This is a genomic window from Brenneria sp. L4-2C (assembly GCF_040240335.1).
Lineage (GTDB): Bacteria > Pseudomonadota > Gammaproteobacteria > Enterobacterales > Enterobacteriaceae > Brenneria.
Genome location: NZ_JBEIAC010000009.1, coordinates 58846 through 84177 on the forward strand (window position 1 = coordinate 58846; position 25332 = coordinate 84177).

The 25332-nt window shown below is 53.4% G+C and carries 20 protein-coding genes; 8 read left to right on the plus strand and 12 right to left on the minus strand.

Annotated elements, in window-relative coordinates:
* Nucleotides 1-46 precede the first annotated feature (46 nt).
* From lpxL to ABRZ26_RS14370, 3 genes are all read right to left on the minus strand, one after another.
* Complete coding sequence (lpxL, locus tag ABRZ26_RS14360) at nucleotides 47-970, minus strand: LpxL/LpxP family Kdo(2)-lipid IV(A) lauroyl/palmitoleoyl acyltransferase (RefSeq protein ID WP_319604826.1); 924 nt, start codon at nucleotides 968-970, stop codon at nucleotides 47-49.
* A gap of 401 nt (nucleotides 971-1371) precedes the next feature.
* Nucleotides 1372-2376 (minus strand): inositol 2-dehydrogenase, encoded by a 1005-nt coding sequence (gene iolG, locus ABRZ26_RS14365; protein ID WP_319604827.1) that lies wholly within the window; start codon nucleotides 2374-2376, stop codon nucleotides 1372-1374.
* Between the two features lie 726 nt (nucleotides 2377-3102).
* A complete protein-coding gene (locus tag ABRZ26_RS14370; RefSeq protein WP_319604828.1) occupies nucleotides 3103-5031 on the minus strand; it encodes a bifunctional 5-dehydro-2-deoxygluconokinase/5-dehydro-2-deoxyphosphogluconate aldolase in 1929 nt (642 codons plus the stop codon).
* Nucleotides 5032-5616: 585 nt separating this feature from the next.
* Here ABRZ26_RS14370 and ABRZ26_RS14375 point away from each other — a divergent pair.
* Together ABRZ26_RS14375 and iolB are read left to right on the plus strand one after the other, a co-directional pair.
* Nucleotides 5617-7128 carry a CoA-acylating methylmalonate-semialdehyde dehydrogenase gene (locus ABRZ26_RS14375; RefSeq protein WP_319604829.1) on the plus strand — a complete coding sequence of 504 codons (1512 nt, stop codon included), beginning with the start codon at nucleotides 5617-5619 and terminating at the stop codon, nucleotides 7126-7128.
* A gap of 671 nt (nucleotides 7129-7799) precedes the next feature.
* Nucleotides 7800-8621 carry a 5-deoxy-glucuronate isomerase gene (gene iolB, locus ABRZ26_RS14380; RefSeq protein ID WP_319604830.1) on the plus strand — a complete coding sequence of 274 codons (822 nt, stop codon included), beginning with the start codon at nucleotides 7800-7802 and terminating at the stop codon, nucleotides 8619-8621.
* 138 nt (nucleotides 8622-8759) lie between these two features.
* Here the strand turns inward: iolB and ABRZ26_RS14385 are convergent, their stop codons facing one another.
* Entirely contained in the window at nucleotides 8760-9623 is an 864-nt protein-coding gene (locus ABRZ26_RS14385) for a MurR/RpiR family transcriptional regulator (RefSeq protein WP_319604831.1), read from the minus strand.
* Between the two features lie 659 nt (nucleotides 9624-10282).
* Here ABRZ26_RS14385 and iolD point away from each other — a divergent pair.
* The 4 genes from iolD to ABRZ26_RS14405 all read left to right on the plus strand — a co-directional run bounded on the left by iolD (nucleotide 10283) and on the right by ABRZ26_RS14405 (nucleotide 16215).
* Entirely contained in the window at nucleotides 10283-12223 is a 1941-nt protein-coding gene (iolD, locus tag ABRZ26_RS14390; protein WP_319604832.1) for a 3D-(3,5/4)-trihydroxycyclohexane-1,2-dione acylhydrolase (decyclizing), read from the plus strand.
* Nucleotides 12224-12934: 711 nt separating this feature from the next.
* Nucleotides 12935-13831 (plus strand): myo-inosose-2 dehydratase, encoded by an 897-nt coding sequence (iolE, locus tag ABRZ26_RS14395; RefSeq protein ID WP_319604833.1) that lies wholly within the window; start codon nucleotides 12935-12937, stop codon nucleotides 13829-13831.
* 369 nt (nucleotides 13832-14200) lie between these two features.
* Nucleotides 14201-15598: a sugar porter family MFS transporter gene (locus ABRZ26_RS14400; protein WP_319604834.1), complete on the plus strand. Its 1398-nt coding sequence runs from the start codon at nucleotides 14201-14203 to the stop codon at nucleotides 15596-15598.
* A gap of 179 nt (nucleotides 15599-15777) precedes the next feature.
* The gene (locus ABRZ26_RS14405; protein WP_319604835.1) at nucleotides 15778-16215 is read left to right on the plus strand and encodes a PTS mannitol transporter subunit IIA; all 438 of its coding nucleotides are present in this window, start codon (nucleotides 15778-15780) and stop codon (nucleotides 16213-16215) included.
* Nucleotides 16216-16418: 203 nt separating this feature from the next.
* Here the strand turns inward: ABRZ26_RS14405 and ABRZ26_RS14410 are convergent, their stop codons facing one another.
* Nucleotides 16419-17192 (minus strand): hypothetical protein, encoded by a 774-nt coding sequence (locus ABRZ26_RS14410; protein WP_319604836.1) that lies wholly within the window; start codon nucleotides 17190-17192, stop codon nucleotides 16419-16421.
* Nucleotides 17193-17430: 238 nt separating this feature from the next.
* On the opposite strand from ABRZ26_RS14410, the gene yfiR reads away from it, so the two are divergent.
* Together yfiR and dgcN are read left to right on the plus strand one after the other, a co-directional pair.
* Entirely contained in the window at nucleotides 17431-17979 is a 549-nt protein-coding gene (gene yfiR, locus ABRZ26_RS14415) for a regulatory sequestration protein YfiR (RefSeq protein ID WP_319604837.1), read from the plus strand.
* Nucleotides 17972-19201: a diguanylate cyclase DgcN/YfiN gene (gene dgcN / locus ABRZ26_RS14420; protein ID WP_319604838.1), complete on the plus strand. Its 1230-nt coding sequence runs from the start codon at nucleotides 17972-17974 to the stop codon at nucleotides 19199-19201. The genes yfiR and dgcN overlap by 8 nt, the downstream gene beginning before the upstream one ends.
* Nucleotides 19202-19313: 112 nt before the next feature.
* On the opposite strand, the gene ABRZ26_RS14425 is transcribed toward dgcN, so the two are convergent.
* The 7 genes from ABRZ26_RS14425 to ABRZ26_RS14455 form a co-directional block, all read right to left on the minus strand.
* A complete protein-coding gene (locus tag ABRZ26_RS14425; protein ID WP_319604839.1) occupies nucleotides 19314-20522 on the minus strand; it encodes an MFS transporter in 1209 nt (402 codons plus the stop codon).
* Nucleotides 20519-20911, minus strand: coding sequence for a GlcG/HbpS family heme-binding protein (locus ABRZ26_RS14430; protein ID WP_319604840.1), 393 nt, complete (start codon nucleotides 20909-20911; stop codon nucleotides 20519-20521). Before ABRZ26_RS14430 ends, ABRZ26_RS14425 begins: the two co-directional genes overlap by 4 nt.
* A gap of 109 nt (nucleotides 20912-21020) precedes the next feature.
* Nucleotides 21021-21716: an IclR family transcriptional regulator gene (locus ABRZ26_RS14435; protein ID WP_319604841.1), complete on the minus strand. Its 696-nt coding sequence runs from the start codon at nucleotides 21714-21716 to the stop codon at nucleotides 21021-21023.
* 141 nt (nucleotides 21717-21857) lie between these two features.
* Entirely contained in the window at nucleotides 21858-22529 is a 672-nt protein-coding gene (locus ABRZ26_RS14440) for a methionine ABC transporter permease (protein ID WP_319604842.1), read from the minus strand.
* Nucleotides 22514-23305 carry a methionine ABC transporter ATP-binding protein gene (locus tag ABRZ26_RS14445; protein WP_319604843.1) on the minus strand — a complete coding sequence of 264 codons (792 nt, stop codon included), beginning with the start codon at nucleotides 23303-23305 and terminating at the stop codon, nucleotides 22514-22516. The genes ABRZ26_RS14440 and ABRZ26_RS14445 overlap by 16 nt, the downstream gene beginning before the upstream one ends.
* A complete protein-coding gene (locus ABRZ26_RS14450) occupies nucleotides 23305-24114 on the minus strand; it encodes a MetQ/NlpA family ABC transporter substrate-binding protein (RefSeq protein ID WP_319604844.1) in 810 nt (269 codons plus the stop codon). The genes ABRZ26_RS14445 and ABRZ26_RS14450 overlap by 1 nt, the downstream gene beginning before the upstream one ends.
* Nucleotides 24115-24131: 17 nt before the next feature.
* A complete protein-coding gene (locus ABRZ26_RS14455) occupies nucleotides 24132-25163 on the minus strand; it encodes an isopenicillin N synthase family dioxygenase (protein WP_319604845.1) in 1032 nt (343 codons plus the stop codon).
* Nucleotides 25164-25332 lie beyond the last annotated feature (169 nt).

The following is a 25332-nucleotide window of genomic DNA, read 5'->3' on the forward strand; positions in this document are numbered from 1 at the left end:
AACCGATGGAGTTAAGTATAGTCGAGAAAAGGTAAACGCCCGCATATTAAATATACAGCGACGGTTCGCCTGCCGGACGAGTCTTGAAACGCCGATGCAGCCAAAGATACTGTTCGGGGGCTTTCATGATTTCCCGTTCGATAACCCGATTGATGTAGCCGGCGGCGGCCAGCGCGTCGTCATAAGGATAATTTTCCAGTTCCGGCGAGATAATCAGTTGATATCCTTGCGCGCCTGGCTTACGGATCACCACGGCGGTCACCAGGGCAGGTCTGGCCAGCCTGGCGATAATGAAGGTACCGTTGCTGGTCGCCGCCTGCTCCACGCCAAAAAAAGGCGCGAACAGGCTGCCTTTGGGACCATAGTCCTGATCCGGCGCAAACCAGACCACGCCGCCGCGTTTTAATTTATGCACCATGCCGACCAGTTTTTTCCGGCTGACCAGTTCGTTTCCCGAGCGAGAACGCCCCTTCTTTTGCACCCGCTCCATAATTTTGCTGTTATGAGGTCTGTACATCACGGTCATCGGTTTGCAGTGGCCCAACATGCGGAAATGGAGTTCGAGCGTCATAAAGTGTACGCCGATGACGATCACTCCGCGCTGCTGGTCTTCCGCTTTCTGCAAATTCTCCAGCCCGACGACGTCAATCCACTTTTTAATCCGCCGGTCGGGCCAGAACCACGCCATGCCCGTTTCCATCAGCCCAATACCGAGCGAGGTGAAATTATCGGTTAATTTTGCATCAATTTGCTGTGCGTCGTCGTCAGGAAAACAGAGTTCCAGATTACGTCTGGCGATTGCGACGCGTCGTTTTAAAAAACGCATCGACCGACGCCCCAACCAGCCGCCCAATTTAACCAGTATGGGATAAGGCAACTGAACCAGTAAAAACAATACCCCCAACCCAAACCACGATAACCAGTACCTGGGATGGGCATAGTGTAAAAATTTTTCCGGGGGAGTAAGCATATACAGTGTATCTCTAATTATTAGCAAGCGGTCTTTAACGGGGGATTATTCATAACACGCTTTTATTAAGGTGAGATTGCCATAACTTGCGCTGTCCCTGTCTAACGCAAGCTAAACTCTTTATCCGATCTGACGCAAGCTAACCTCTTTATCTGAGTAGGGTGCCGTCATTGAGTCTACGTTGGACTCCAGTATGCTGAGTTAATTCAAATTTAACTTTCGCAGCGTGATTATTTTCGGGTTAACACCCCGTCCGGGAAATGTTTAATTCACAATAGAAACCTCACCGGAACGATGAGGTTGTGGAGGATAGGAGAGATGATTCAGTCGGTAATCAGTCGCGGTATCAGAAACCGGCGCAGGTATAAAACAGCAATAGCCCTGTGGCGCGTCGGCTCATGCTAAACCCCGTCTAATGAGACATTAACGACTTTCTGCGTTCTCAGCGACTCGATCGCCGCCTCGGCAAGCATTAATGCTTTCAAACCGTCGCTGGCGGTGGAGGGAACCGGTGTTTTCGTCTTGACTGCGGTAATAAAGGCATCCCACTCTTCCCTGAAGGCATCGTGATAACGTTCCAGGAAAAAGTACAAGGGTTTCTGCGCCTGTACGCCGCCCTCTTCGGTAAGCTTAACCAGCGTCGTTGTGGGAACGTTCTCGACGCGCAAGGATCCCTTCTGACCATGGGCTTCGATTCGCTGGTCATATCCGTAACCTGACCGCCGGCTATTGTTGATCACCGCAATCTTTCCTGAGGCCGTTTGCAGGGTGACTACCGCCGTATCAATATCGCCGGCCGCTTTTACCGCAGGACTGATAAGCGCAGATGCGATTGCCGAGACGGAGACCGGCTCTTCGCCAAGCTGGAATCGCGCCATATCGAAATCATGAATGGTCATATCCCTGAACATACCGCCGGACGCCACAAGGTAATCATCAGGGACCGGGGACGGATCGCGGGAGCTGATTTGCAGATGTTCCAACTCACCGATTTCTCCCGCGCGCAAGGCGCGATGCAAATGTGCATGATTCGGATCGAAACGACGGTTGAAACCGATCATGAAAGGCACGCCGAGGCGGTTGATTTCAGCCACACAGGCCTTCACACGATCAATATTCAAATCAATGGGCTTTTCACAGAAGATGGCTTTACCGGCTTTAGCCGCCAGCAAAGAGAACTCGGCATGGGTTTCCGTCGATGTCGCAACTAATACAATATCCACTTCGGGATGATTTATCGCTTCCTGGACGGAAAGCACCCTGGCCTGATATTGATCCGCCAAAGACCGGGCGGCATCCGCGCTAATATCTGAAACGGAGTACAGTATTGAATCAGGGTGTGCATGGATATTATTAGCATGGATCTTGGCGATACGTCCTGCCCCCAATAATGCAATTTTCAACATAATGATCCTCACGATAAAAAATTAATCACATAGAAGGGTGTGATTATTTTGCCCCCGCGATTTCATCGCTCCATATCCGCCAGACAATCAACAAATTGAGATAATCGCGGCTCATTGTTTTCGTTGGAACTTTCACCTTTAACGATAGGCATGCCGACTGCCCGAATGAATCATTCGACGCAACATCCAACGGCCCAAAACCCCGGAGCCGGACTGAAGCGCTGCCCCTATTGAAGTACTAATGAGTATATACGCATTAAAATTTCATAAAATTACTTTATGGAAAAATAATTTTATTTTGAGGGAGAGATCAAACTATTGCCAACCAGAGAGGCGTTTTTCACATGGCGCCTCGGCAAGCATTCCATCGATGCAGGCAAAGGCCCGTTTTACGCCGGTTTAGGGGATATCGACAACCGTGAGATAGCGATACCAGCCTATATACTCAGGCGGTGTCGCCCTGTCGGCGGATATCGCGGTCATTGATAGCGAACCGCGCCTGTTATTGCGGTTAATCAGCCACCATCATATTTCGAATGAAATCGCGATAAAGGAAATTATTTTTTCATTATAAAAAATAAGAAAATATTAATTCATAAGCGTCGTTTTTATGCCGACGCCGCCATACGGCGGATAAATCATGCATTGGAGAGAAGAATCGATATCGCGGATGATTGCGCGGGACAAGGATTTCCCGCGCGCAAAGCTATGCCGTTGCGGCCATGTTCAGAGGGGGGCGGGACGATAAGTCCGCCAGTATCCGATCAGCCTGAGAAAATTCTGTTTCACGGCTTCCACCACCTGGCGATCGTCCAGTTCCCCCCTGAACCACTTAGCGGCCGGTTCGCCGAATATCGTTCTCCCCACGGCGAATCCTTTCACCCAGGGCGCATCCGCCGCCGCCGCAAAACCCGCTTTCAAGGAGGCTTCCGGCGCATCCAGCCCCAAAATCACCACCCCGCGACAGTGGCTGTCATGACGCTCGATGATCTGACTGATATCCCGCCAGCCAGTCGAAGACAGCGGCGGCAGCTTCCACCAGTCCGGCTGAATGCCCAGAGAATAAAAGCGCGACAGGATCTCGCCATAGCGCTTTTCATCCCGATCCGGGTTGTCATGCGGCAGGATCACTTCCAGCAACAGTTCGTGACCGGACTGGCAACAGGCATGATAGACCTCGGTGATTAACGCTTCCTGTTCCAGCCGCGTCGCCTCGCTATCCTTAGGGTGATAAAACACCAGGCATTTCACCACATGTTCCAGCGGCCACCCCACCAGTTGGGAACCGATGTCGCCATGCTCCAGACGCAGCGGCCGCGAGCCGGGCAACTCTATCGGGCGGCCAATCCACCATCCCTGGCCGGTGATGTCGTTAAGCGCCGCCTGACCGTATGTCGTGTCCGCCAGGATGCCGGCATTATTTTTCAATCCCGCCTCGGCGGCGGCGGCCCGCGCCCCTTGCAGCAACAGCAATTTCAACGGGGGGATATCGCTCTCGTCCCGCCCGGCGGCGTGGGCCATATCCGCCAATTGCTTGCGGTGATCAAAGGCAAACACGCAGAGTTCAGGCCACTGCTGCTTGCGGGTGGTAACCCGATGCAGATGATTCAACCGGACATCCTTATCCGGCCGCGGCACCGATTGCTCCCGCGACAGATAGTCGTCCAGTTCAAGGCGGGTCGGCATCGCCGGCGCGCAACCGTGTCGCGACACCACCAGCGCGCCGCAGGCATTGGCGTAACGGCAGGCTTGTTCCCACCCTTCATCGTTGAGATAACCGCGCAACAGTCCGGACATAAAGGCGTCTCCCGCCCCCAGCACATTCAGAACGTCCACTCTGACGCCGCTGTAGAGCGCCACCTGGTCCCAACCGGTCGGGATCTCCGCTTCGAATACCGAGCATCCCTGCGCTCCCCGCTTGCAAACCAGGGTCGCCTGACTCACCCGACGGACATTACGCAGCGCCGTCAGCGTATCGGTGCTGCCGCCGGCAATATGGAATTCTTCTTCAGTCCCGACAATCAGGTCGAAATGGTGCAGTACGTCCTGTAATTCACGGGTAACACGCTCGGAAGGGATAAAACGGGTTTCGCCGTCGCCCAGGGTGGTTAGCCCCCAAAGTACCGGTCGGTAATCGATATCCAGCGCCCGGCGCAGGCCGTGGCGCTGCGCGAATTCCAGCGCTTTGAGCACCGCGGCTCGGGTATTGGGATGGGAAAGATGGGTGCCGGTAATCGCCACCGCCCGACTGGAAGCGATGTAGTCCTCGTCGATATCCTCGGGGCTCAACGCCATATCCGCGCAGTTATCACGATAGAAAATTAACGGAAACGTCTCCTGATCTTTTACGCCTAAAATCACCAGCGCGGTCAATCGCTCTTTATCAGTAATGAGGTAACGGGTATCCACGCCGGCGCGCTGCAACTCCTCGCGCAGGAAACGACCCATATGCTCGTCGCCCACCCGCGCCAGCATGCCGGACTTCAGCCCCTGAACCGCCGTGCCATAAGCGACATTTCCCGACGATCCGCCCAAATATTTGGCAAAGGTGGTCATATCTTCCAATCGGGAACCGATTTGTTGTCCGTACAAATCGAGCGCGATGCGCCCGATGCAAATGACATCAAGCGTCTTTTGCTGCTGCGCTGTACCCATAATATGCAATCCCCCATGAATAAAAGCCTGCGAATATTATGAGGAATAAAAATTTCATTTTCAATCACATTAAAATAAACCGCTTCGAAAAACGTGTGCCGCTGATAACATTTATATGACCATTTAATTATAATTAAATGATTTTTATAGTTATTAACAATAATAAAAATAACGAATCTTAATATAATCAAATAGACTAAATAAAGCCAAGATAATGTTTAACATGATAATTTTATAAAGAAACGGGCTTTCCGCCTGTGCTGAAGCGCGACAAGGAATGTTAGTTTCATTTTTTGATCAATCTCCCATAAATGGAATTTTTATTCCAAAATAGACTTTTATAGAACATAACACGCCTATAATGTCGGCAGTAACGTGCTGTGTATTTCCCCGAACGCGGCGCCGTGTCGCGGGCGCGTCAAAGATTCTGAACATCCGGCACGAATGCATCCCCGAGCGGACAAAAAATAACGGAATGATGTTCAATTACGCAGCAGGACCGCAGGCAGCCAGGACATTAGCCGTTAAGCGCGACGATGCCTGACAAACGAAAGAGAGCTTGACTCAATGATGGAGTGAATAGATATGTCTACAGTACAAACGTTACAGTATTTGGTTGACGGCCGTTGGCTCGACTCCAAAACCACCCGCTTTATGGATGTGCATAACCCCAGCACCGGCGAAGTTATCGCCAAGGCTCCCTGCTGCACCGAGGATGAAGTGAAAAACGCCATCGCCGCCGCCCGTAAAGCGTTCCCGGCCTGGTCGAACACGCCGGCGATCAAACGTGCGCAGATCATGTTCCAGGTGCGCGAACTGCTGATCAAACATGAGGAGCGGCTGACGGAACTGGTCGCCAGGGAAAACGGCAAAGCCTGGGGCGATGCCCAGGGCGACGTTCTGAAGGCTAAGGAGGGAACCGAACTGGCCTGTTCCATTCCGACATTATTAGCCGGCGAAAGCCTGATGGACGCGTCGGCTGGCATTGATACCACCCTTTATCGTGAACCCATCGGGGTATTTGCCGGTATCGTGCCGTTCAATTTTCCCGCCATGATCCCGATGGGCTGGATGGCGCCGCTGTGTATCGCATCCGGCAATACCATCGTGATTAAGGCCGCCAGCATGACGCCGATAACCTGTATGGAAATCGCCAAACTTTACCAGGAAGCCGGCGTACCCGACGGCGTCATTAATATCGTGACCTGCTCGCGACACGAGGCCGACCTGTTCCTGACCCATCCCGACGTCAACGGCGTCTCTTTCGTCGGTTCGACCCCGGTGGGTTTGCATGTCTATTCCAAAGCGGCGGCGCACGGTAAACGCGTCCAGGCGCTGTGCGAAGCTAAAAACCATGCATTGGTGCTGGCCGACGCCCCCATCGCCCGTACTGCGGCGGGCATTATCAATGCCGCCTTCGGCTGTGCGGGAGAACGCTGTATGGCGTTGCCGGTGGTCGTGGTCCAGGAAGAGATCGCCGATCGGCTGATTGCGGCCGTATTGGAAAAAGCGCAAGCGCTGAAGGTTGGGCCGGGTTACCGCAAAGAGACGGATATGGGACCGGTTATCTCCGCCGAACATAAAACGTCGGTGGAAAACTGGATAACCAAAGGCATCGAACAAGGCGCCGAACTCGTGCTGGATGGCCGCAACTATAAAGTGGAGGGTTTTGAGAACGGTTATTACGTCGGCCCGACGCTGTTTGACCGCGTAACCGAGGACATGAGCATCGGTACCGAGGAAATTTTCGGACCGGTTCTCTGCTTCAAACGGGTAAAAGACTTTGAGGAAGGATTACGCATCATGAACCAGAACCCGCTCGCCAATGGTTCGGTGATCTTCACGCAGAACGGTCACTATGCGCGGGAATTTCAGAAACGGACCCACGGCGGCATGGTCGGCATCAATGTGGGCATTCCGGTACCGGTCGGCGTATTCCCCTTCTCTGGTCATAAAAACTCATTTTTCGGCGATCTGCATTGTCTGGGTAAAGACGGCATGCGCTTTTATACCGAAACCAAATGCGTCACCAGCCGCTGGTTTGACGAGGAAGAGCGTAAACGTGAAAAAGTGGATTCCTGGGACGGTACGATTTAATCGGCATTATTGACTTGAGTTTGACGACACCTGTGTGGTTTAAACCCCGGCCCTTCCCCGGCTGTCTCTTAGTCACAAATGCGGGAGCGCTAACGGGGTTGGCTGTTATGCGGCGTAAAAAATTATGCTGAGGAGATAGCAGGCTTAGGATGAGCCGCATGGACGCGGCGAAAGCTTGCGCCACGTCGGACAAAAACGCCGGGAGCGTTTTTGAACAGCGCTTGCGCTGGCCCGCCAGGGCGAGTCTCAGGGATGAGACGAGTATTCCGTGTCGCAAGCGGTCCGTTAAGCCTGATACCGACGAAGGCACCGCGCAGCGGCATTATTTAGCCGCAAGCCCGGGTTCATAGGGGGCTGGCGCTAGCCCCCTATGTCGGGCGCGTGCTACGACGTAGCATGGAAATGGCGGCATTGTGGCGCACGAAACTGCCTCTGAGTCCGCATAAATATGTGACCAAGAGACAGCCCCGATAAGGGGTAGCCGGAATGGGTGATTAACTGTGCGGCTCATCTCATTAAATTAAAATTTCATAACAATAAAATTGAAATATTTATTCCACAAGAATAGGGTAAGAAGGATTTCGCCGATGTTCGCCACGCCCTTCTCTCCCTTTAGCCGGGGCGTAACCAGTTGATAGGGGCGGCGATGTTGATTTGCACAGGAGGATTATGTGACCACTTTACTATCAAAGTATCATGCCGGAGACGTCAGCGGGCGTATCCAGCACATTACTCCGGCCAATGCCGGCTGGCGTTATGTCGGTTTTGACGCCTACCTGCTTAAAAAAGGGCAGTCGTTGGATCTCGACAGCGGCGACCAGGAGCTTTGCCTGGTATTGGTGGCAGGCATCGCCACCATCGCCACCCGCCACGCCGAATTCAGCGATATCGGCAAACGTATGAGCCCTTTTGAGCGCATACCGCCTTATTCGGTTTACGTCCCCCATCACGACCAGGCGCATATCACCGCGCAAACCGATTTGGAACTCGCGGTTTGCCGGGCGCCCGGCAACGGCTATTTACCGGCGCGGCTTATCGCACCGGCTGACGTCGGAGTAGAACAACGGGGCAAGGGCCGAAATAAGCGGCTGGTTCATAATATCCTGCCGGAAAACGACCCGGCGGACAGCCTGCTGGTGGTCGAGGTATTTACCGCGGAGGGAGATACCAGCTCTTATCCCAGCCATAAACATGATACGGAAAACTCGGCCGATGAAACCTATCTGGAAGAGACTTATTATCATCGTCTCGATCCAGCCCAAGGGTTTTGCCTGCAACGGGTTTACACCGATGACCGCTCGCTGGATGAATGTTTGCCGGTGTACGATCGCGATGTGGTAAAAGTTCCGCGCGGCTATCATCCGGTAGCGACTATCGCAGGTTACGACAGTTATTATCTTAATGTTATGGCCGGCCCGGTACGTAAATGGCAGTTCACCTGGGAAAAGGATCATGCCTGGATCAACTCGGCGGAATATCCCCGGCGTCCTTAGCGCCCTCAAGCGCCCTTCCCCCGTTATTCCCGCTGTCGTCGGCGGGAATCTCCTGCTGAAACCGCAAACAGCCATCGGCTGATTCCCGCCTGCGCGGGAATGACACAGGCGAGTGGCTTATTCATCCGGCATCAATAATTAGTCGGCTTGTCGACTATCGTTGGACGGATGGGTGGCGCTTTGCATCGCCAGGGACAGCATCAGCGTCTGGGACAGACACATGGAAGAAATCTGGGAACGAAACCCGTCGACCTGCGCTTCACGCACCACAAAGCAGACTTCGCTGAACGCGGCCAGCGGGCTGACCAGGCTATCGGTAATAGCAATTTGCTTGGCGCCGCTTTTAGCCCCCATGGAGACCAGTTCCACGACTTCCTGAGCGTATGGCGAATAGCTGATGGCAATCACCACATCGTCAGGCTGCACCATGCTCAGCTGTTCGGAAAACATGCCGCCCAGCCCGTCGATAAGAAAAGCGCGACGCTCCAGATGCCGCAAGGCATAGGTCAAATAGGAAGCGAGGCTGAAAGAGCGGCGTAGCCCAATGACATAAATATTGTTGGCATTCGCCAGGAGTTGCACCGCCCGGGACAAATCCTCTTCTTTGATCTGGCCCGGTAGTTGCTGTAACGCCAGGCTATTGACCATGCTGAACATGCTCAGTATTTCCATCGGCGTTTCCGGCACATCGGCCTCTTTACCGGCAACCTGGCGAAATAATCGGGCGCGTTCGGTATAGCTGACCGTATCTTCCATGATGTGTTGACGAAATACCTGTTTCATTTCATTGAAACCGTCAAACCCGAACGCGTTGGCGAAACGGATCAGCGTCGAGGGCGGAACATTGGCCTTTTCAGCGATGGATGCAATCGTATCGAAAGGGATACTGGTGCTATTATCCAGCATATAACGCGCCACCTGCTTCAATCGCTTACTGAGCGTGTCGTAGCGGTTACGTATATCATCCTGCAATGACGAGAGTTGGGAAGGAGAAGTTGTCATGAAAACAGCACACCGTGGATTTCAGCAAAAGCGCTGACATTGATTATTACGACTGAAAAATTCAAATCAACCTATTATTGAAAATATTTCGTCATTTTATGAAATATGCCGGTCATGCGTTCCCGGCCAGGATCGTTTGCTCCCCCCTTCAAGAAGCATCATCCCTCATTTTCTCTCGGCGCCGGAGAAGGCGGTTCCCCCCATCAATCAAGTCTTGCCCGGCCAGGCGCGCCAGAATGGCAATGAGCAAAATCCCCCATGTATCGCGCAGGCAGGGATATAAAATTTCACAAAATAGATAAATAGAAAATTTAATCCCTTTTAAGCATTAAAAAACAAAGCGCATTCCATTCCCATCGTTAACCCCATCCTCATGATAAACAATAAATATCCCCTATAATGGTTAAAGAAACACCGTCAAATCCGCAGGACGCAACCCTTCCTGTGGCCGAAAAATGAAATTTTCATTATTTGACCTTTCTCTCATAAATGAAATTAATATTTTATTTTTTATTTTTTTGAACAAGGGAATCCTTATAATGACGCTATGACTTCATCACCCGATTAATCATAACCCTACGTCTTTCTCAGATCGCTTTATGGGGCGGTTATCCTGACCGCCGGGTTTCCCCGCAGGCCAGAGGAAATGGAAGGAAAATATGAACAAAATCAGATTAACCACGGCACAAGCATTGGTCCGGTTTTTAGATAACCAATATGTCGAGGTTGACGGCGTCGAAACGAAATTCATCAAAGGAATTTTTGCCATCTTCGGCCATGGCAATGTTCTGGGGATCGGGCAGGCTTTGGAGCAGGATAGCGGGCAACTGCATATCCATCAGGGCCGAAACGAGCAAGGCATGGCCCATGCGGCCATCGGCTACGCCAAGCAGTCTTTGCGCCGGCAAATCTATGCTTGTACCTCTTCCGTCGGCCCCGGCGCCGCCAATATGATTACGGCGGCGGCCACCGCCACCGCCAACCGCATTCCTCTGCTGCTGTTGCCCGGTGATGTCTATGCCACCCGGCAGCCCGATCCGGTGCTGCAACAAATCGAACAGTCCTACGATCTCAGCATCAGCACCAACGACGCGTTTCGCGCCGTGAGCAAATATTGGGATCGGATCTCCCGCCCCGAACAATTGATGAGCGCCTGCATCAGCGCCCTGCGTGTGCTGACGGACCCGGCGGAAACCGGTGCGGTAACGCTGTCCCTGCCGCAGGATGTCCAGGGAGAGGCTTATGATTATCCTGATTATTTCTTTCAAAAACGGGTACACCGCATCGAGCGCCGTTCCCCCACTGCGGATATGCTGAACCAGGCAAGGGAATTATTGTTGCGTAAAAGCAAACCGTTACTGATTTGCGGCGGCGGCGTTCAATACTCGGATGCCGGGCAGGCGCTGCGTGAGTTTGCCGAACGTTACCGCATTCCCTTCGCCGAAACTCAGGCCGGGAAAGGCGCATTGCTTTCCGACCATCCGCTGAATGTCGGCGGCATCGGCGAAACCGGCACCCTGGCCGCCAACCAACTGGCCCAAGACGCCGATTTGATTATTGGCGTCGGCACCCGGTATACCGACTTTACGACCTCCTCCAAATGGATTTTCCAGAATCCGGCGGTGTCGTTCCTGAACCTCAATATCAATCGCTTCGACGCCTACAAGCTCGATGGTCTCCAGGTCACCGCAGACGCACGTCAGACGCTGATTGCGCTCAATCAATACATGTTGTCGGAAGATTGGCGAGCGGACTGGGGGGATCGCGTCACCGAGGTGCGCAACCAATTGCAGGCGGAGCGGAAACGCGTTTACGCCATTAATTACACCGGCGACGATTTTGCGCCTGAAATCAACGACGGCCTTGACCATAAATCCGTCTTTGACGAATTCAATCGTATCACCGGTTCGCTGCTGACCCAGAGCCGGGTATTGGGCATCGTCAATGCAACCATTCCGGAAGACGCGGTAATCGTCGCCGCTTCAGGCAGCCTGCCGGGGGATTTACAGCGTATCTGGCGGACAACCTCCCCCCAGAGCTATCACGTTGAATATGGCTACTCCTGTATGGGATACGAAGTCAACGCGGCGCTGGGCGTTAAGTTGGCTGAGCCGCGCCGGGAGGTCTACGCGCTGGTGGGCGATGGCGCCTTTATGATGTCGCATTCCGAGCTGGTCACCAGCATTCAGGAAGGTAGCAAAATCAACGTATTGCTGTTCGATAATATGGCTAACGGTTGTATTAACAACCTACAGTTGGGACACGGTATGCAAAGTTTTTTCACCGAATTCCGTTTCCGGGATAAATCGCCATCCCGGCTTGACGGCGCTCTGGTGCCGGTGGATTTTGCCAAAATAGCCGAGGGCTACGGCTGTAAAAGCTATCGGGTCACCACGGTAGAGGAGTTGCATCATGCGCTGGAAGACGCCAGGCGGCAGCGTATCTCGACGCTGATCGATATCAAAGTGCTGCCGAAAACCATGATCCACGGTTATTTCAGCTGGTGGCGAGTCGGCGGCGCACAGGTCTCCGCCAGCGCTGATATACAGTCCGTCGCCGACCTATTGGCGGAAAATATCGACAAGGCCCGTCAATACTGAGTCGCCTTTGGTCCGCATCTTCGGTGGTTATTGTCAGTAAACGCCGGCGGTGCGGCGCCGGTCGGTTGCCGATCTGGCTAACCCAGCGCTTAACCGACCGACAAGCGGTGAATACTCTGTCAGAACGCAAGCCAACCGCAGGGGGAAACCGGGCGACGATGTGACAGCATCAACGAACGGCGAGCCGCCCGCGGCTTCAGATGGCGAAAATTCAAAATGAATATTTTGTATTATTTCAATATGGAATTTAATTTTTTAAAAATTTTGATAAAAAACGTATCGCGTTCATTATTCATCATCACTGCCGACCATTTTTATAACGCCCACACATCCAGGTCTTAATAAAAGCCCGGCAAACGCCATCACGTAACCTTATAAAAAATAGGTTTATTTATCATCGCGATCACAGTAAATACCGCCATAACGTCAGTAGGCAAGCAGATTCAGACGAAATAAATGCCTTTTAATATATGATCCTTATCTCAAAATGGAATATTTTTTCTGCACTAAAGAAATATGAAAGATATATTCTTATACAGGAAGACAGAACAGATACTCTGAATCGGTATGCATCACGATTACCTTTTCCAGTATGGCAATCGGGATACGCTGGTTTACGCGCCGAAATTAAGGCGTCATGTCCCTTGTGACACGCAATGAGCAACCATGAGGAAATTTCTCAATTACCGCTCTATTCGAGGTGTATTTATTATGGATAAAAATAAAGTCAAACTCGCCATAGCCCCCATCGGCTGGACCAATGACGACATGCCCGATTTAGGAAAGGAAAATACATTTCAGCAAACGGTCAGCGAAATGGCGCTGGCGGGTTTTACCGGCAGCGAAGTGGGCAGTAAATATCCGCGGGATCCCAAGGTTCTCAAACCGATGCTGGATATACGCGGCATTCAAATCTGCAATGCCTGGTTCAGTACGTTTTTTGCCGACGGACAAAAAGCCAAAACCCTTGATGAGTTTATCACTCACCGGGATTTTCTTCATGCCATGGGGGCAACCGTCATTGGTTGTTCCGAGCAGTCGCGCAGTACCCAGGGTACGCCAAAGCCGGTACTGGAAGGACGGCCTATCTTTACCGATGAAGAGTGGCGCTTAGTGGCCGACGGGTATAATGAATTGGCGGATCTCGCGGCTGAAAAAAATATGACCGTCGGCCTGCATCACCATATGGGTACCGGCATTCAGACAGCTGAGGAAATCGATCGTTTCATGGCGCTGGTGAATGATGATGTTTACCTGCTCTATGACACCGGCCACGCCTACTACTCGGAAGGTTCGCAGGAAGCCATGTTGCAAATCCTGCGCAAATACCTGCCGCGTATCAACCACGTTCATCTGAAAGATGTGCGCGACGAGATCGTCGCCGAGGTTCGCGCCCATAAATTAAGTTTCCTTGATGGCGTGAAAAAAGGAACCTTTACCGTACCGGGCGACGGGGTGATTGATTTCAGGCCGGTCTTTAAGTTACTGGAGGATTTTGGTTACCAGGGCTGGATCGTGGTCGAGGCCGAACAAGATCCCGCCAAAGCCAATCCTTTTGAATATGCCGTTAAAGCCAGGCGTTATATTCGCGAGGTCGCCGATATTTAATGACGATATATGACTCCCCGCAAGGCGCGTTTTGCCTTGCGGCTATGGAATAGCAAAGGGAATAAATGATGAATGACGAGTTTCTCAAGTGCTGGAGGCCATTACCGAATCAGCGAAGGAACGCCGATGGGTTAAAACTTAAAGTAAGAAAACAATAAAATAGTAAGCAAGCGCAGAAAATAAAACCTTCGGTGGCAATCATATTAATAAAAATTTTATCAACTTTATTGATATAAAAATTTAGCCAAATAATCGTTCACAGAACCAAGAACCCTCACCGCCTTTTATTCATAAGGTGTAACAACCATTAACATGAATATATTAAGGGGTTTTTGGCATCACATGATTAACTGAATAAAAGGTAAAGATATGTCGCTAACTATGGTTCTCAATATACAACAGCGAAAACGATTGCATCAAATAACATTAGTCGCCACATTCGGAGGCCTACTCTTTGGTTATGACACGGGCGTAATTAACGGCGCCTTCCTTTCCCTGAAAGAAAATATGGCGCTCACGCCGACGACCGAAGGCCTCGTCATGAGCGTACTTTTAATCGGCGCCGCACTGGGTAGCGTCTGTGGCGGCAAACTGGCCGACTATATTGGTCGGCGAAAATATTTATTATATTTATCATTCCTTTTCTTGTTCGGCGCATTTATGTCTGCGCTGGCGCCCAATATCACCAACCTGTTGATTGCTCGATTTTTACTCGGCTATGCCGTGGGCGGCGCATCGGTTACGGCGCCTACATTTATATCTGAAGTCGCGCCAACGGAAATGCGAGGAAAGCTGACAGGATTAAATGAAGTGGCCATCGTCATCGGCCAATTATCCGCGTTTGCCGTTAACGCCGTTATTGGTTATGTCTGGGGACATCTCCCGGATGTTTGGCGATATATGTTAATGGTTCAGGCATTGCCCGCCATTGGATTGCTCATCGGCATGTGGCGTTCGCCGGAAAGCCCCCGATGGCTGGTTAGCAAAAATCGCGGAGAAGAAGCCTTAGCCATTTTAAAACAAATTCGGCCGGTAGAAAGAGCGGTTAAAGAATTTGAAGATATCGTGACGTTGATTAATATCGAAGCGGAAAAGAAGCTGCATACGAAAGGCTCGCTGTCGATCATTCTCAATACGCCCTGGATTTTCAAACTCATTCTGGTGGGCATGGTCTGGGCCGCCGCCCAACAAACCACCGGGGTTAACGTTATTATGTATTATGGTACGGAAATACTGCGTACCGCGGGTTTTTCAGAAAGAACATCCTTGATATGTAATGTGCTCAACGGCGTATTCTCCGTCGGCGGTATGTTGATCGGGGTGCTTTTCCTGGTTGACCGGTTTAAACGGAAAACGCTAATCGTCAGTGGGTTTGCTCTTATGGCAACCTTGCATCTGGTCATTGCCGCCGCTGACTACACCCTGACCGGCGATGTAAAAGCCACGGCGATCTGGCTATTGGGCGCATTATTCGTCGGTGTGATGCAATGTACCATGGGTTTCCTGACCTGGGTGGTGTTAGCTGAACTGTTCCCATTAAAAATCCGCGGACTATCCATGGGGATATCCGTATTTTTCATGTGGATTATGAATGCTATCGTCAGCTATTTATTCCCGGTGCTTCAGGCGGAACTCGGTTTAGGCCCCGTATTCCTGATACTGGCCGTCATCAACTATCTGGCTATTATCTTTGTCATATACGCCTTGCCGGAAACCTCGAATAAATCACTGGAGCAATTAGAGGAAGAGCTGTCCGCTGGACAATAGTCAACGCGATTCCATATGAAAACAAACAAGTTATATAGCAGGAAACAATTCGAGATGCGGGACAACAGATCGTCGTTTTGCTCATGACCCTTTACGGCGAGGCTCAGGGAGGGGCCGAGTCATGAAGCGAACGCACAGCAGCTTGAAATATGACGGTTATATAGCAGAGGGTACAGAACATGATAGATGATATTACAATCAATAATCTTCATTTAGGCTGTCAGGCAAAAAACAAAGCGGAAGTCCTATCCATGGTCGGTAAATCTTTTAAAGAAAAAGGCTATGTCAGCCAGGATTGCGTTGCCTTTCTCAATGAAAGAGAACAACAGGTCTCCACCTTTCTGGGAAATGGCATTACCTTGCCTCACCTGCCGAAATCGGCCACCAATATCATTGTAAAAAAAGGCGTTGAGATTTTTCAGTTTCCCGATGGCGTTATTTGGGATAGAAGCAACAGCAGCGTCATGTTTATCGCGATTGGCGTTATCGCTAAAGAGAAAGAGCATATTGATGTCCTAAAACAAGTCGCATCGATTTTTAGTGACGAAATCATTGCCAATGCACTCTCTCTTATTTCAAATAAACAGGATTTTCTCCGTATTCTTAATCGAGGATAGCCATCTGCCCTGAATAATTCGAGAGGCAGGAGGACGACCGCCGAGTGATAAATCGTCAGGAGCAAATTTACGGTGAGAGACAGGAAGTCTCTCATTAATCCGCAGAAGCATACCCAAGTCAGTGACCGGCGCGACCGGTATGTCATGTTAACTCGGCCATGACGCGCTGATTTGTTGAGCAGACGCGGTGACGGCAAATGTATTCAGGTAGTTGCTCTCACCGAACGTCGCATGATTTCGGCCAGCAGCGTCGTCGCCAATATGGAAGCGGCGAAGGCCACGACAAATGTCGTCAATAACCCGACCTTGAGCAGCAGTTCCCCGATCGTCACATAGAAAATGATGACGCCCAACGCGCTGACCGCATTGCCACGCACCACTGCCGCCATTTCACCGCGACCGCCCTGAACATGGGCGAATACCGTTAACGGCCAGGCGATCACCGGCACCGGCGACAAAATGCCGCTGACATGCGGCCCGATGATGTGCGCCGAACCGGTAATAGCGAAAAGCATCGCGGTTGAAGTCAACATGCGCAAAGGGATATCCCAAAACGGCGCCGGCGATGTGACGGCTTTCCGCTCTACCCGACCGGTTAAGCGAACAATCATCGCAATCGCCGCCAGACTGATAATAATCGCCCCCAGCGGAGCAGCGGAAATCAGCAGCAGCAGAGAAATCGCGACAAAAAAGGCCAGCGCGGCGACGCAGGCCGCCGCCACAGCAAGCGAGCGGGCGATAACCAGGTAGAAAAGATAGGTCATCAGCACCGCCGCCAGCCCCGACAGCGATCCGGATGCAGCCTGGGTTGCAAATTGCGGCCCCTGTTCGATAGCCAGAAACAGCGCGACCGGGCCAGACGTCAACGGCATGCCAGAGAGTAAACCGCCGACAAACCCTCCCCACTTTCTTACCGCTAAGGAAACGACAAGCATCAGAATCGGCGTAACCACCAATTTAATTGCTAAAATATCCAAACGAGACTTCTCCCTGCGTATAGAAAATCGCAATCTCAACGGGTGGATCGCGTTTTTTGACTGTATCAGGAAGTCGGGATATGTAAATGCGAAAGTAAAGCCAGAGCGTGGCGCGTCAAAACGTTTTCTTCGCCGGCGCCGTCTCGGCGTAACTTAAAAAGCGCTGGCTAGAATAGCGGGGATTAAATATATTGCCCCCTATTCGAGCGAGTATTTTTTTACAAGGTTGAACCAAGGAATGATGAAAAAATGGCCCGTATTACTCCCATTTTTACTGTCCATCGCGATCGTTTCAGCCAGAGCGGCGTCCGGAATAGAATATGAGATGTCGCAGGTGCCGGCAGAGAGGGTTTATCAGACCGTAGCGGGCATCATCAGTTATTCACACTGGCCGGCGTCGGATAATCCCCCCACACTGTGCGTGTTTTCATCCGCCTACTTTCTGTCCGCCATAACCGCGCCGGCGGAGACGCAAAAGAGGCCGGTTTTTAATGCCGTGGTACTGAAAAATAGTCGTGATATGCCGCCATCTCGATGCGACGCCGTGTATTTTGGTCGAGAATCCGCAGCGGAACAGTTAATCATCACTGAACGCTATCAGGATCATCCATTATTGACCATTGCCGAACAAAACCAGGAATGCGGCAACGGCAGCGCATTTTGTCTGGTATTCGCCAATAAAACCGTCAGCTTTGCCGTTAATTGGGATGCATTGTTTCGAACGGGTATCAGGGTTACCCCTGAGGTTTTAATTCTCGCACGACCACAGAATGAAGATCATGAATAATAAAGGCATGTTTACTTCCCGTCAGGCAAGGAAAATAACCTTCAGGTCTGCCTTGACCCGCATCAGCGCGGTAAGCATCTTTATTACGATGATGGTCTCGTGGATGTTGATTACCACCGCTTCGCTGGTTTCGCTTAAGCAATATACGGAAAAAAGCCTGCAAGTTCTGGCTTATACCCTGAGTCAAAGCGTGGAAGCCGCCGTGGTATTTCAGGACGGCCTGGCCACCAAAGAAATATTAGCCAATCTTGGTCAACAGGGGCAATTCAGCGTGGCCACCGTGACCGATGTTCAGGGGAGAAAACTGACCGAATGGCGGGCGACCGACAGCCTCACGCTGGATCATCAGGACAAAATAATCATCCGCTGGCTATTTCCGCACTCGGTTATTCAGCCTATTTATCATCGCGACAAGTTAGTGGGCTACATTGAAATCTCCGGTGCGGATGCGACGATAAAACAGTTCGTTTATTTCTCGTTAATCGCGCTGACCCTGTGCATTATTTTAGCCTCCGTCCTGGCTATTTTTATTTCCCGTCGTCTGCATAAGGGGCTGGTTTTCGATCTGCAAAATATTACCGCCGCGGTGCATGATATCAGGGAAAACCGTAATTTCTCCCGACGGGCGCCCGCGGGTAAAATAGTGGAAATTGATACATTGAGTAAAGACTTCAATAGCTTAATTGAAGAAATCGAACATTGGCAAAGCCAGATGTTGAAAGAAAACGACTCCCTGCTAAAACGTTCGCGCCGCGACTCGCTGACAGGGTTAGCCAACAGAGCGGCATTCTGTAGCACGCTGGAAAATTTGCTCAGAGATAAAAAAGGCAACGCCCAGATCGCTTTACTTTTTATCGATTGCAATCATTTCAAACCGGTTAACGATACCTATGGACATGCCGCCGGCGACGACGTTCTGGTCACCATCGCCAACCGTTTATTACAGTGCGTGGGTAAGGCGTCGCTGCCCGCGCGTCTGGGCGGCGACGAATTTGCCTTGTTTATCTGTTCCACGACGCAAGACAGGGATCTGATCGACGCCACAATACGGAAAATCAAAAATAAAATGAGCGAACCTATCTGTTTGCCCGATGGCATCACCATCAAAATGACGTTAAGTATCGGCGTCGCCATTGCGGATAAGCAGTCGACATTGAAATCATTAATGGAAGAAGCGGATAAAAATATGTATCTGGAAAAACAGAATCACCATAATCAGTAAAACAACCGCCATACCCTAATCATTCCGCACCCCAACACGCCGGCGACTCGCAGTATGGCGGCAGACATAACAAACGGGCGGGCGCTTTTCATCGCCCGCCCAGCTTAATTATTCAGCGGTTCGCATCGGCTCCGGATGAATAGGCCGCGAAGCGCCGGTTTTTCAACACCAGCCAGCCCAGAGGCAGTTGCGCCAGCGCCGCCAGCGCCACGCCCGCCCAGGGCGTCAGCGTCAGCCCGTCGCGGGCGACCATCATGCCGCCGACGCTCTCGCCCAACGTAATCCCTAAATTAAACGCCGAAATGTTCAACGCCGAGGCAAAGTCCACCGCTTGCGGCGTATAGCGTTCGGCGGTGTCCAGCATTCCCGCCTGAAATCCCGGCGATAAACCGAAAGCGAGCGCGCCCCAGACAAATAACACCACCATCATCGGCAACGGATAAGGCATCAGAAACGCCAGCGCAATGAGCGTCAACAGCAGCAAGAGCAACATTCGCTTCAGCGCAACCTGCCAGCCGAGCGCGGAAGCCAGACGCCCGCCGGCCAGATTGCCGATCAGGGTGGCGACACCGAATACCACCAGCAATAAACTGGCGCTGGAAGATGAAAACCCGGTAATCTCCGTCAAAATCGGCGTAACAAAGGTAAAAGCGGCGAAGCTGGCCCCGAATCCCAGGATAGTGACGCTCATCATCAACAGCAGCGCCGGCTGGGCCAACGCCGCCAACTGCGTCGCGACGCCGCCGGCAGGTTTCGCCGCCAGCGTCGGCACCCAGAATACCGTCGCCAGCCAGGCGATAGCGGCCAATAGCGCAACGGCGTAGAACGGCAGCCGCCAGCCGATACCGTTGCCAATCAGGCTGCCCAGCGGCACGCCGATCACCATCGCCAGGGTCAGCCCGGCGAACATAAGCGCAATGGCGCGACTCGCCTGCCCTGCCGGCGCCAGCCGCGCCGCCACCGTCGCGCCGATGGCGAAAAAGCTGCCGTGCGCGACCGCAGTCAGAATACGTCCGGCCAGCAGCATGGCGTAGTCGGCGGCCAGCGCCGATAATATATTGCCTGCAAGAAAAACCGCTATCAGTCCGAGCATCACCGGTTTACGCGGCAAGCGCGCCAGCGTCAATACGACAACGGGCGTCCCCACGGCCAGCGCCAACGCATAGATCCCGACCAGCCCGCCCGCCGTTGACAGCGGGACATTAAAATCCCGCGCAATGGCGGGCAATACGCCCACGACGATAAACTCCGCCACGCCGATGGCGAAGGCGGTAACGGCAAGCGCCCAGATACCGGGATGTACCTGCGTCGCTCGGCTCATACGCGCCCCGCCGCTTTCAGCGCGATAGCCTGATCGTCCTCTACCGTGGCGCCCGCCACGCCGACGGCGCCGATCGCCTTGCCCTGAGCGTCGTGCAATACAATGCCGCCGCCAAAGCTGATCAGCCCGCCGTTGGTGGCCTCCAGGGTATAGATTGCCCCGCCCGGCTGTGCGGCGGCGCCGATCTCGCCGCTATCGGTCCGAAACAGCGCCGCGGTACGCGCTTTCTTTAGCGAAACATCGATTGCGCCGGGAACGGCATCATCCATACGCAGAAACGCGCGCAACAGGCCGCTATCGTCCACCACGCTGATACAAACGGCGAAACCCTGCTCACACGCCAGCGACCGGGCGCGTTCGATAACCTGTCGGGAAAGAGACTCAAACATACGAAAACTCCTGATAAAACCATTAGAGCGTTCGATAATGCCGATAAGGAAGGGATGGTGGGAATAGCATCGGACAAGTTGGCGGACAAAGTTCGATAATGCCGAACATTCAATACATCGCGGTGGTTGCCAAACGGCGCAGCACCGATTCGCGCAGTTTCCAGGCGGGTCCGGCGGCGCCGATTGCCGCCGCCACGCGCCCCTGCTGGCGTAAAGGCAACGCCAGACAATTCAGACCGGGTTCGGCCTCCTCCAGATCCAGCGCATAACCCTGCGCCTGAATCGTTTTCAGCTCTTTTTCCAGCGCGGGCGATACCAGCCCGGCACGACGCAAGCTACGCATCAGCTCAGGATCATAAGCCAGAAATATTTTGCCGATCGCCGAGGTGGTTAACCCCTCGCGCCGCCCGCGCGGACTGGGAACGCACAGACTGCCGTTGCCTTCCAGCGCGTCAATATAGAGATATTCGCGCGTGCCGCAGGGTACGGCCAGGTAGCAGGTTTCACCGCTGTGTTGCGCCATCGCCCGCAGCGCGCCGGAAAATGCGCGACGCAACGCGGCGTCCGCGTCGGCCAGCGGCTGAGCGATTTCCCTCAGGCGCAGCCCCAGCGCATAGCGGGTATCGCGGCGGGTGACATAGCCCATGGCGGACAAGGTATTCAGCAAGCCGTGCAGCGTGCTTTTATGCAGCCCCAGGTGCGTCGCCAGATCAACCAGCCGCGCTTCGCCGCCGGCCGCCGCCATCGCCTCCAGCAGGGACATTGCCCGTTCGACGGACTGAATAAGCCGGTTTTCATCAATCATGCGCGTTTCCTTTATCCCTCAGTCACAGGTCATCGCGCCCTGATCAGGCTGCACTCCATCCAGGGATAGGGAAATCGCCTCCGGGAAATGACCGACGGCACAAGATACCCCCCGGCAACGCCCTCTGACAATAGCGGCGGATTAACGACGATAGGCCAGCGAGCGCACAATGCGGTCGCCGAAAGACTGCACCAGCTGCACCAGCACAATCAGGACGATAACCGTGCCGGCCATGATTTGATCGTTAAAGCGCTGGTAGCCATAGCGGATAGCCAGATCGCCCAAACCGCCGCCGCCGATAACCCCGGCCATGGAAGAAAAGCCGATCAACATCACTATCGTCAGGGTTATTCCGGCCAGAATGGCGGGCAGCGCCTCCGGCAGCAGCACTTTACTGACGACATGCCAGGCGGTTCCCCCCATGGAAAGAATGGCTTCCACCCGCCCGCGATCGACTTCATCCAGCGCATTTTCCACCACGCGTGCGAAGAAAGGAAACGCGCCGATGGTGATCGGCACCACCGCCGCCGTGCTGCCCAGCGTGGTTCCCACGATGAGACGCGTAAACGGGATCAGCGCAATCAGCAGCACCACAAACGGCAGCGAACGCCCGATGTTGATGATGCCGCCCAGCACGCGGTTTACCCACGGCAACGGCAACACGCCGTTGTGACGGCTGATAAACAGCACGACGCCCACCGGCAACCCGATCAGCACCGTGAACAAGGCGGCCAGCCCCACCATATACAGCGTTTCCAGCGTGGCGTTCAGCATCAGGGAATAAAACTCCTCCCAACTCAGGCGACTTTGCATAAGCGGATATCCTCCACCCCATGACGCTGTAAAAAAGCCCGTTCGGCGGCATAATCCGGCAGTAGCGCCTTACGCAAGCGCGAATCGGGATTAGAGAGCAGCGATCGCAGCGATCCGCTTTCCGCCACCAGCCCCGCTTCCAGCAGCGCGGCGTGATCGCAGATGGCCTTGACCACCGCCAGTTCATGCGTAATGAGGACGATGGTTAATCCTAACTGGCGATTAATATCCGCCAGCAGCGACAACACCGACTCCGTGGTTTCCGGGTCGAGAGCGCTGGTGGCTTCGTCACACAGCAAATACTGCGGCCGCGCCGCCAGCGCGCGGGCAATCCCGACCCGCTGTTTTTGTCCGCCGGAAAGCTGCGACGGGTACGCCCGCGCCTTGTCGCTCAACCCCACCAGCGCCAGCAACTCTTCCACTCTGGCCGCCCGCTGCGGGCTGGCGACGCCGGCGATTTCCAGCGGAACCGCCACGTTATCCCGCACGTTGCGGGCATGCAGCAGATTGAAATGTTGGAAGATCATGCCGGTGCGCTGGCGATGCCGGCGCAGTTCCTGCGGCGACAGCGTGGTGATATCGCGATCGTCCATCAGAATACGGCCCGACGTGGGCCGTTCCAGCAGATTAAGACAGCGGATCAGGGTGCTTTTCCCCGCGCCGCTGCGGCCCAGAATGCCGTAAACCGCCCCGTCGGGAATGGTTAACGACACATTATCCAGCGCCGGTCGGGCGCTTTCGGCGTAATGTTTACCAAGCCTGTCGATAACGATCATTACTTTTTCCCTGCAACCGGTATCACCGACCCGTTGTAACGGCTATTGATGAAATCCGCTATCTGGCTGGACTCCAGATCTTTCGCCAACTGCTTAATGCGCGGATCGTCCTTCAGCGCCGGCGTCGTCACCAGAATATTGGCATACGGGTTATCGGCGGCGTTTTCCAGCCCGAGGGAATCTTTCGCCGGCACCAGCCCCGCCTCCAGCGCATAGTTGCCGTTGATGACGGCCAGCGCGACATCATCCAGCGAACGGGGCAGTTGCGCCGCCTCAATTTCCGTAATCTTCAGATTTTTGGGATTTTCCGCAATATCCTTCGGCGTCGCCTGCGCGGTCGCCGGATCGTTATAGCCGCTCTTGAGCTTTATCAGTCCCTCGCTTTGCAGCAAATAGAGCGCGCGACTGAGGTTGGTCACGTTGTTCGGCACCGCCACCGTGGCGTTATTCGGCACCTCGTTCAGCGTTTTATACTTTCTGGAGTAGATCCCCAGCGGCTCGATATGCACCGTCGCGGCGACCACGAATTCCTTACCGAGCGCTTTTTCCTGATCGCGCAGGTAAGGCACATGTTGGAAATAGTTGGCATCCACATCGCCATGGGCTAATAGCTCGTTGGCGTTAACGCCGCTGGTCAGTTCCACGATGTTCAGATCCAGAGACGGATCGATTTTTTTCACCTGCGCCAGAATCTCGGCATGCGGCACCGGATCCGCCGCCACCCGCAGCGCTTGCGCCGCCTGGGCCGAAAACGCCAGACCGACGGATAACGCCAGCCCTGCCAAAGAGAAAATGACATGGTTTTTCATACGGATATTCCTTATTTTTAGATAGTTATCGTTTCTTTGGCTTGCAAAACATCACCGTAATATCGGGTCGCGACATCAGGATGGGAACGTAAGCGTCCCTTGAGATAATTCCACCCCACGTCCCGCAACAGGGGATTCAGGGGATCGCTGGTCGGTCCCAGCGCCTGGACGGCAAGATGGTCCGGCAATTGATAAACCGGCACCACGCTATCCAACTGCGCCCCGAGGAAAAAAGCGATGGACAGACGCTCCCGTCCCGGCGGCGGAGAAACCACCCGATGAACCGTCGCCCGCAGATAACCGTTGGTCGCCAGCTCCAGCAGTTCGCCGATATTGACGACAAAAGAACCGGCCAGCGGCAACGCATCGATCCAACGCCCCGGTTCGACTTCCACCTGAAGGCCTTGCTGATTATCCTGGAGTAAAAAACTGAGAAAACCGGAGTCCTTGTGCGCGCCGACGCCCTGCTGACCGCCGTCATGCGGCCGGCCGGGATAGCGGATCAATTTGATGTGTTCGTTGGGTTTTGCGCCGTACAGCGCATCAAACGCGGTGACGGGCAGCTCCAGCGCTTCGGCGAACGCCCGCAGCAGGCGCAACGCCATGCGCGTCATCTCTTGCTGCCAGTGCAACAGGGTGGTTTTCAACTCAGGCAGCGCCGCAGGCCAGAGGTTCGGCCCCTGCAACCGACGCCAGGCGGGATCGTGGGCCAACAGATGCAACGCGGGACGTTCGGCGCCGATATCAAATTGCTCGCGCCAGTCCGGCTGGCTGCGCGTTAATTCGGCGCCGGCCCGGTTATAACCACGAAAATGGGGGGAATGAATCATGGCGACACGCTGTTTTTCCGCCTCCGACAAAGCAAAAAACGCTTTCGCCAGTTGCTGCACGCGCTGTAGCTGCGCGGTATCGATGCCATGATGAACTAAATAGAAGAAACCGACGTCCCGGGCGGCCCGGTTCAGTTTGGCCAGAAAATTCGCCCGCTGTTCCGTATTACCGTCAAGCTGTGACAAGTCCAGAATGGGTAGAGATGTGATATTGCTCATGGCAGACTCCGGTCATTAGCCAATAAAAATCGCTTAAACAAAATGTGGAGTCGCTACAACAACGATAATGGGTCATGATTAATCCTCTCTCTATTATATTTATATTCAACCGGTCAAGATAATCTGACGTCATTTGATTAAGGTAATACGCGTCTTAGCCGCCGGCGCT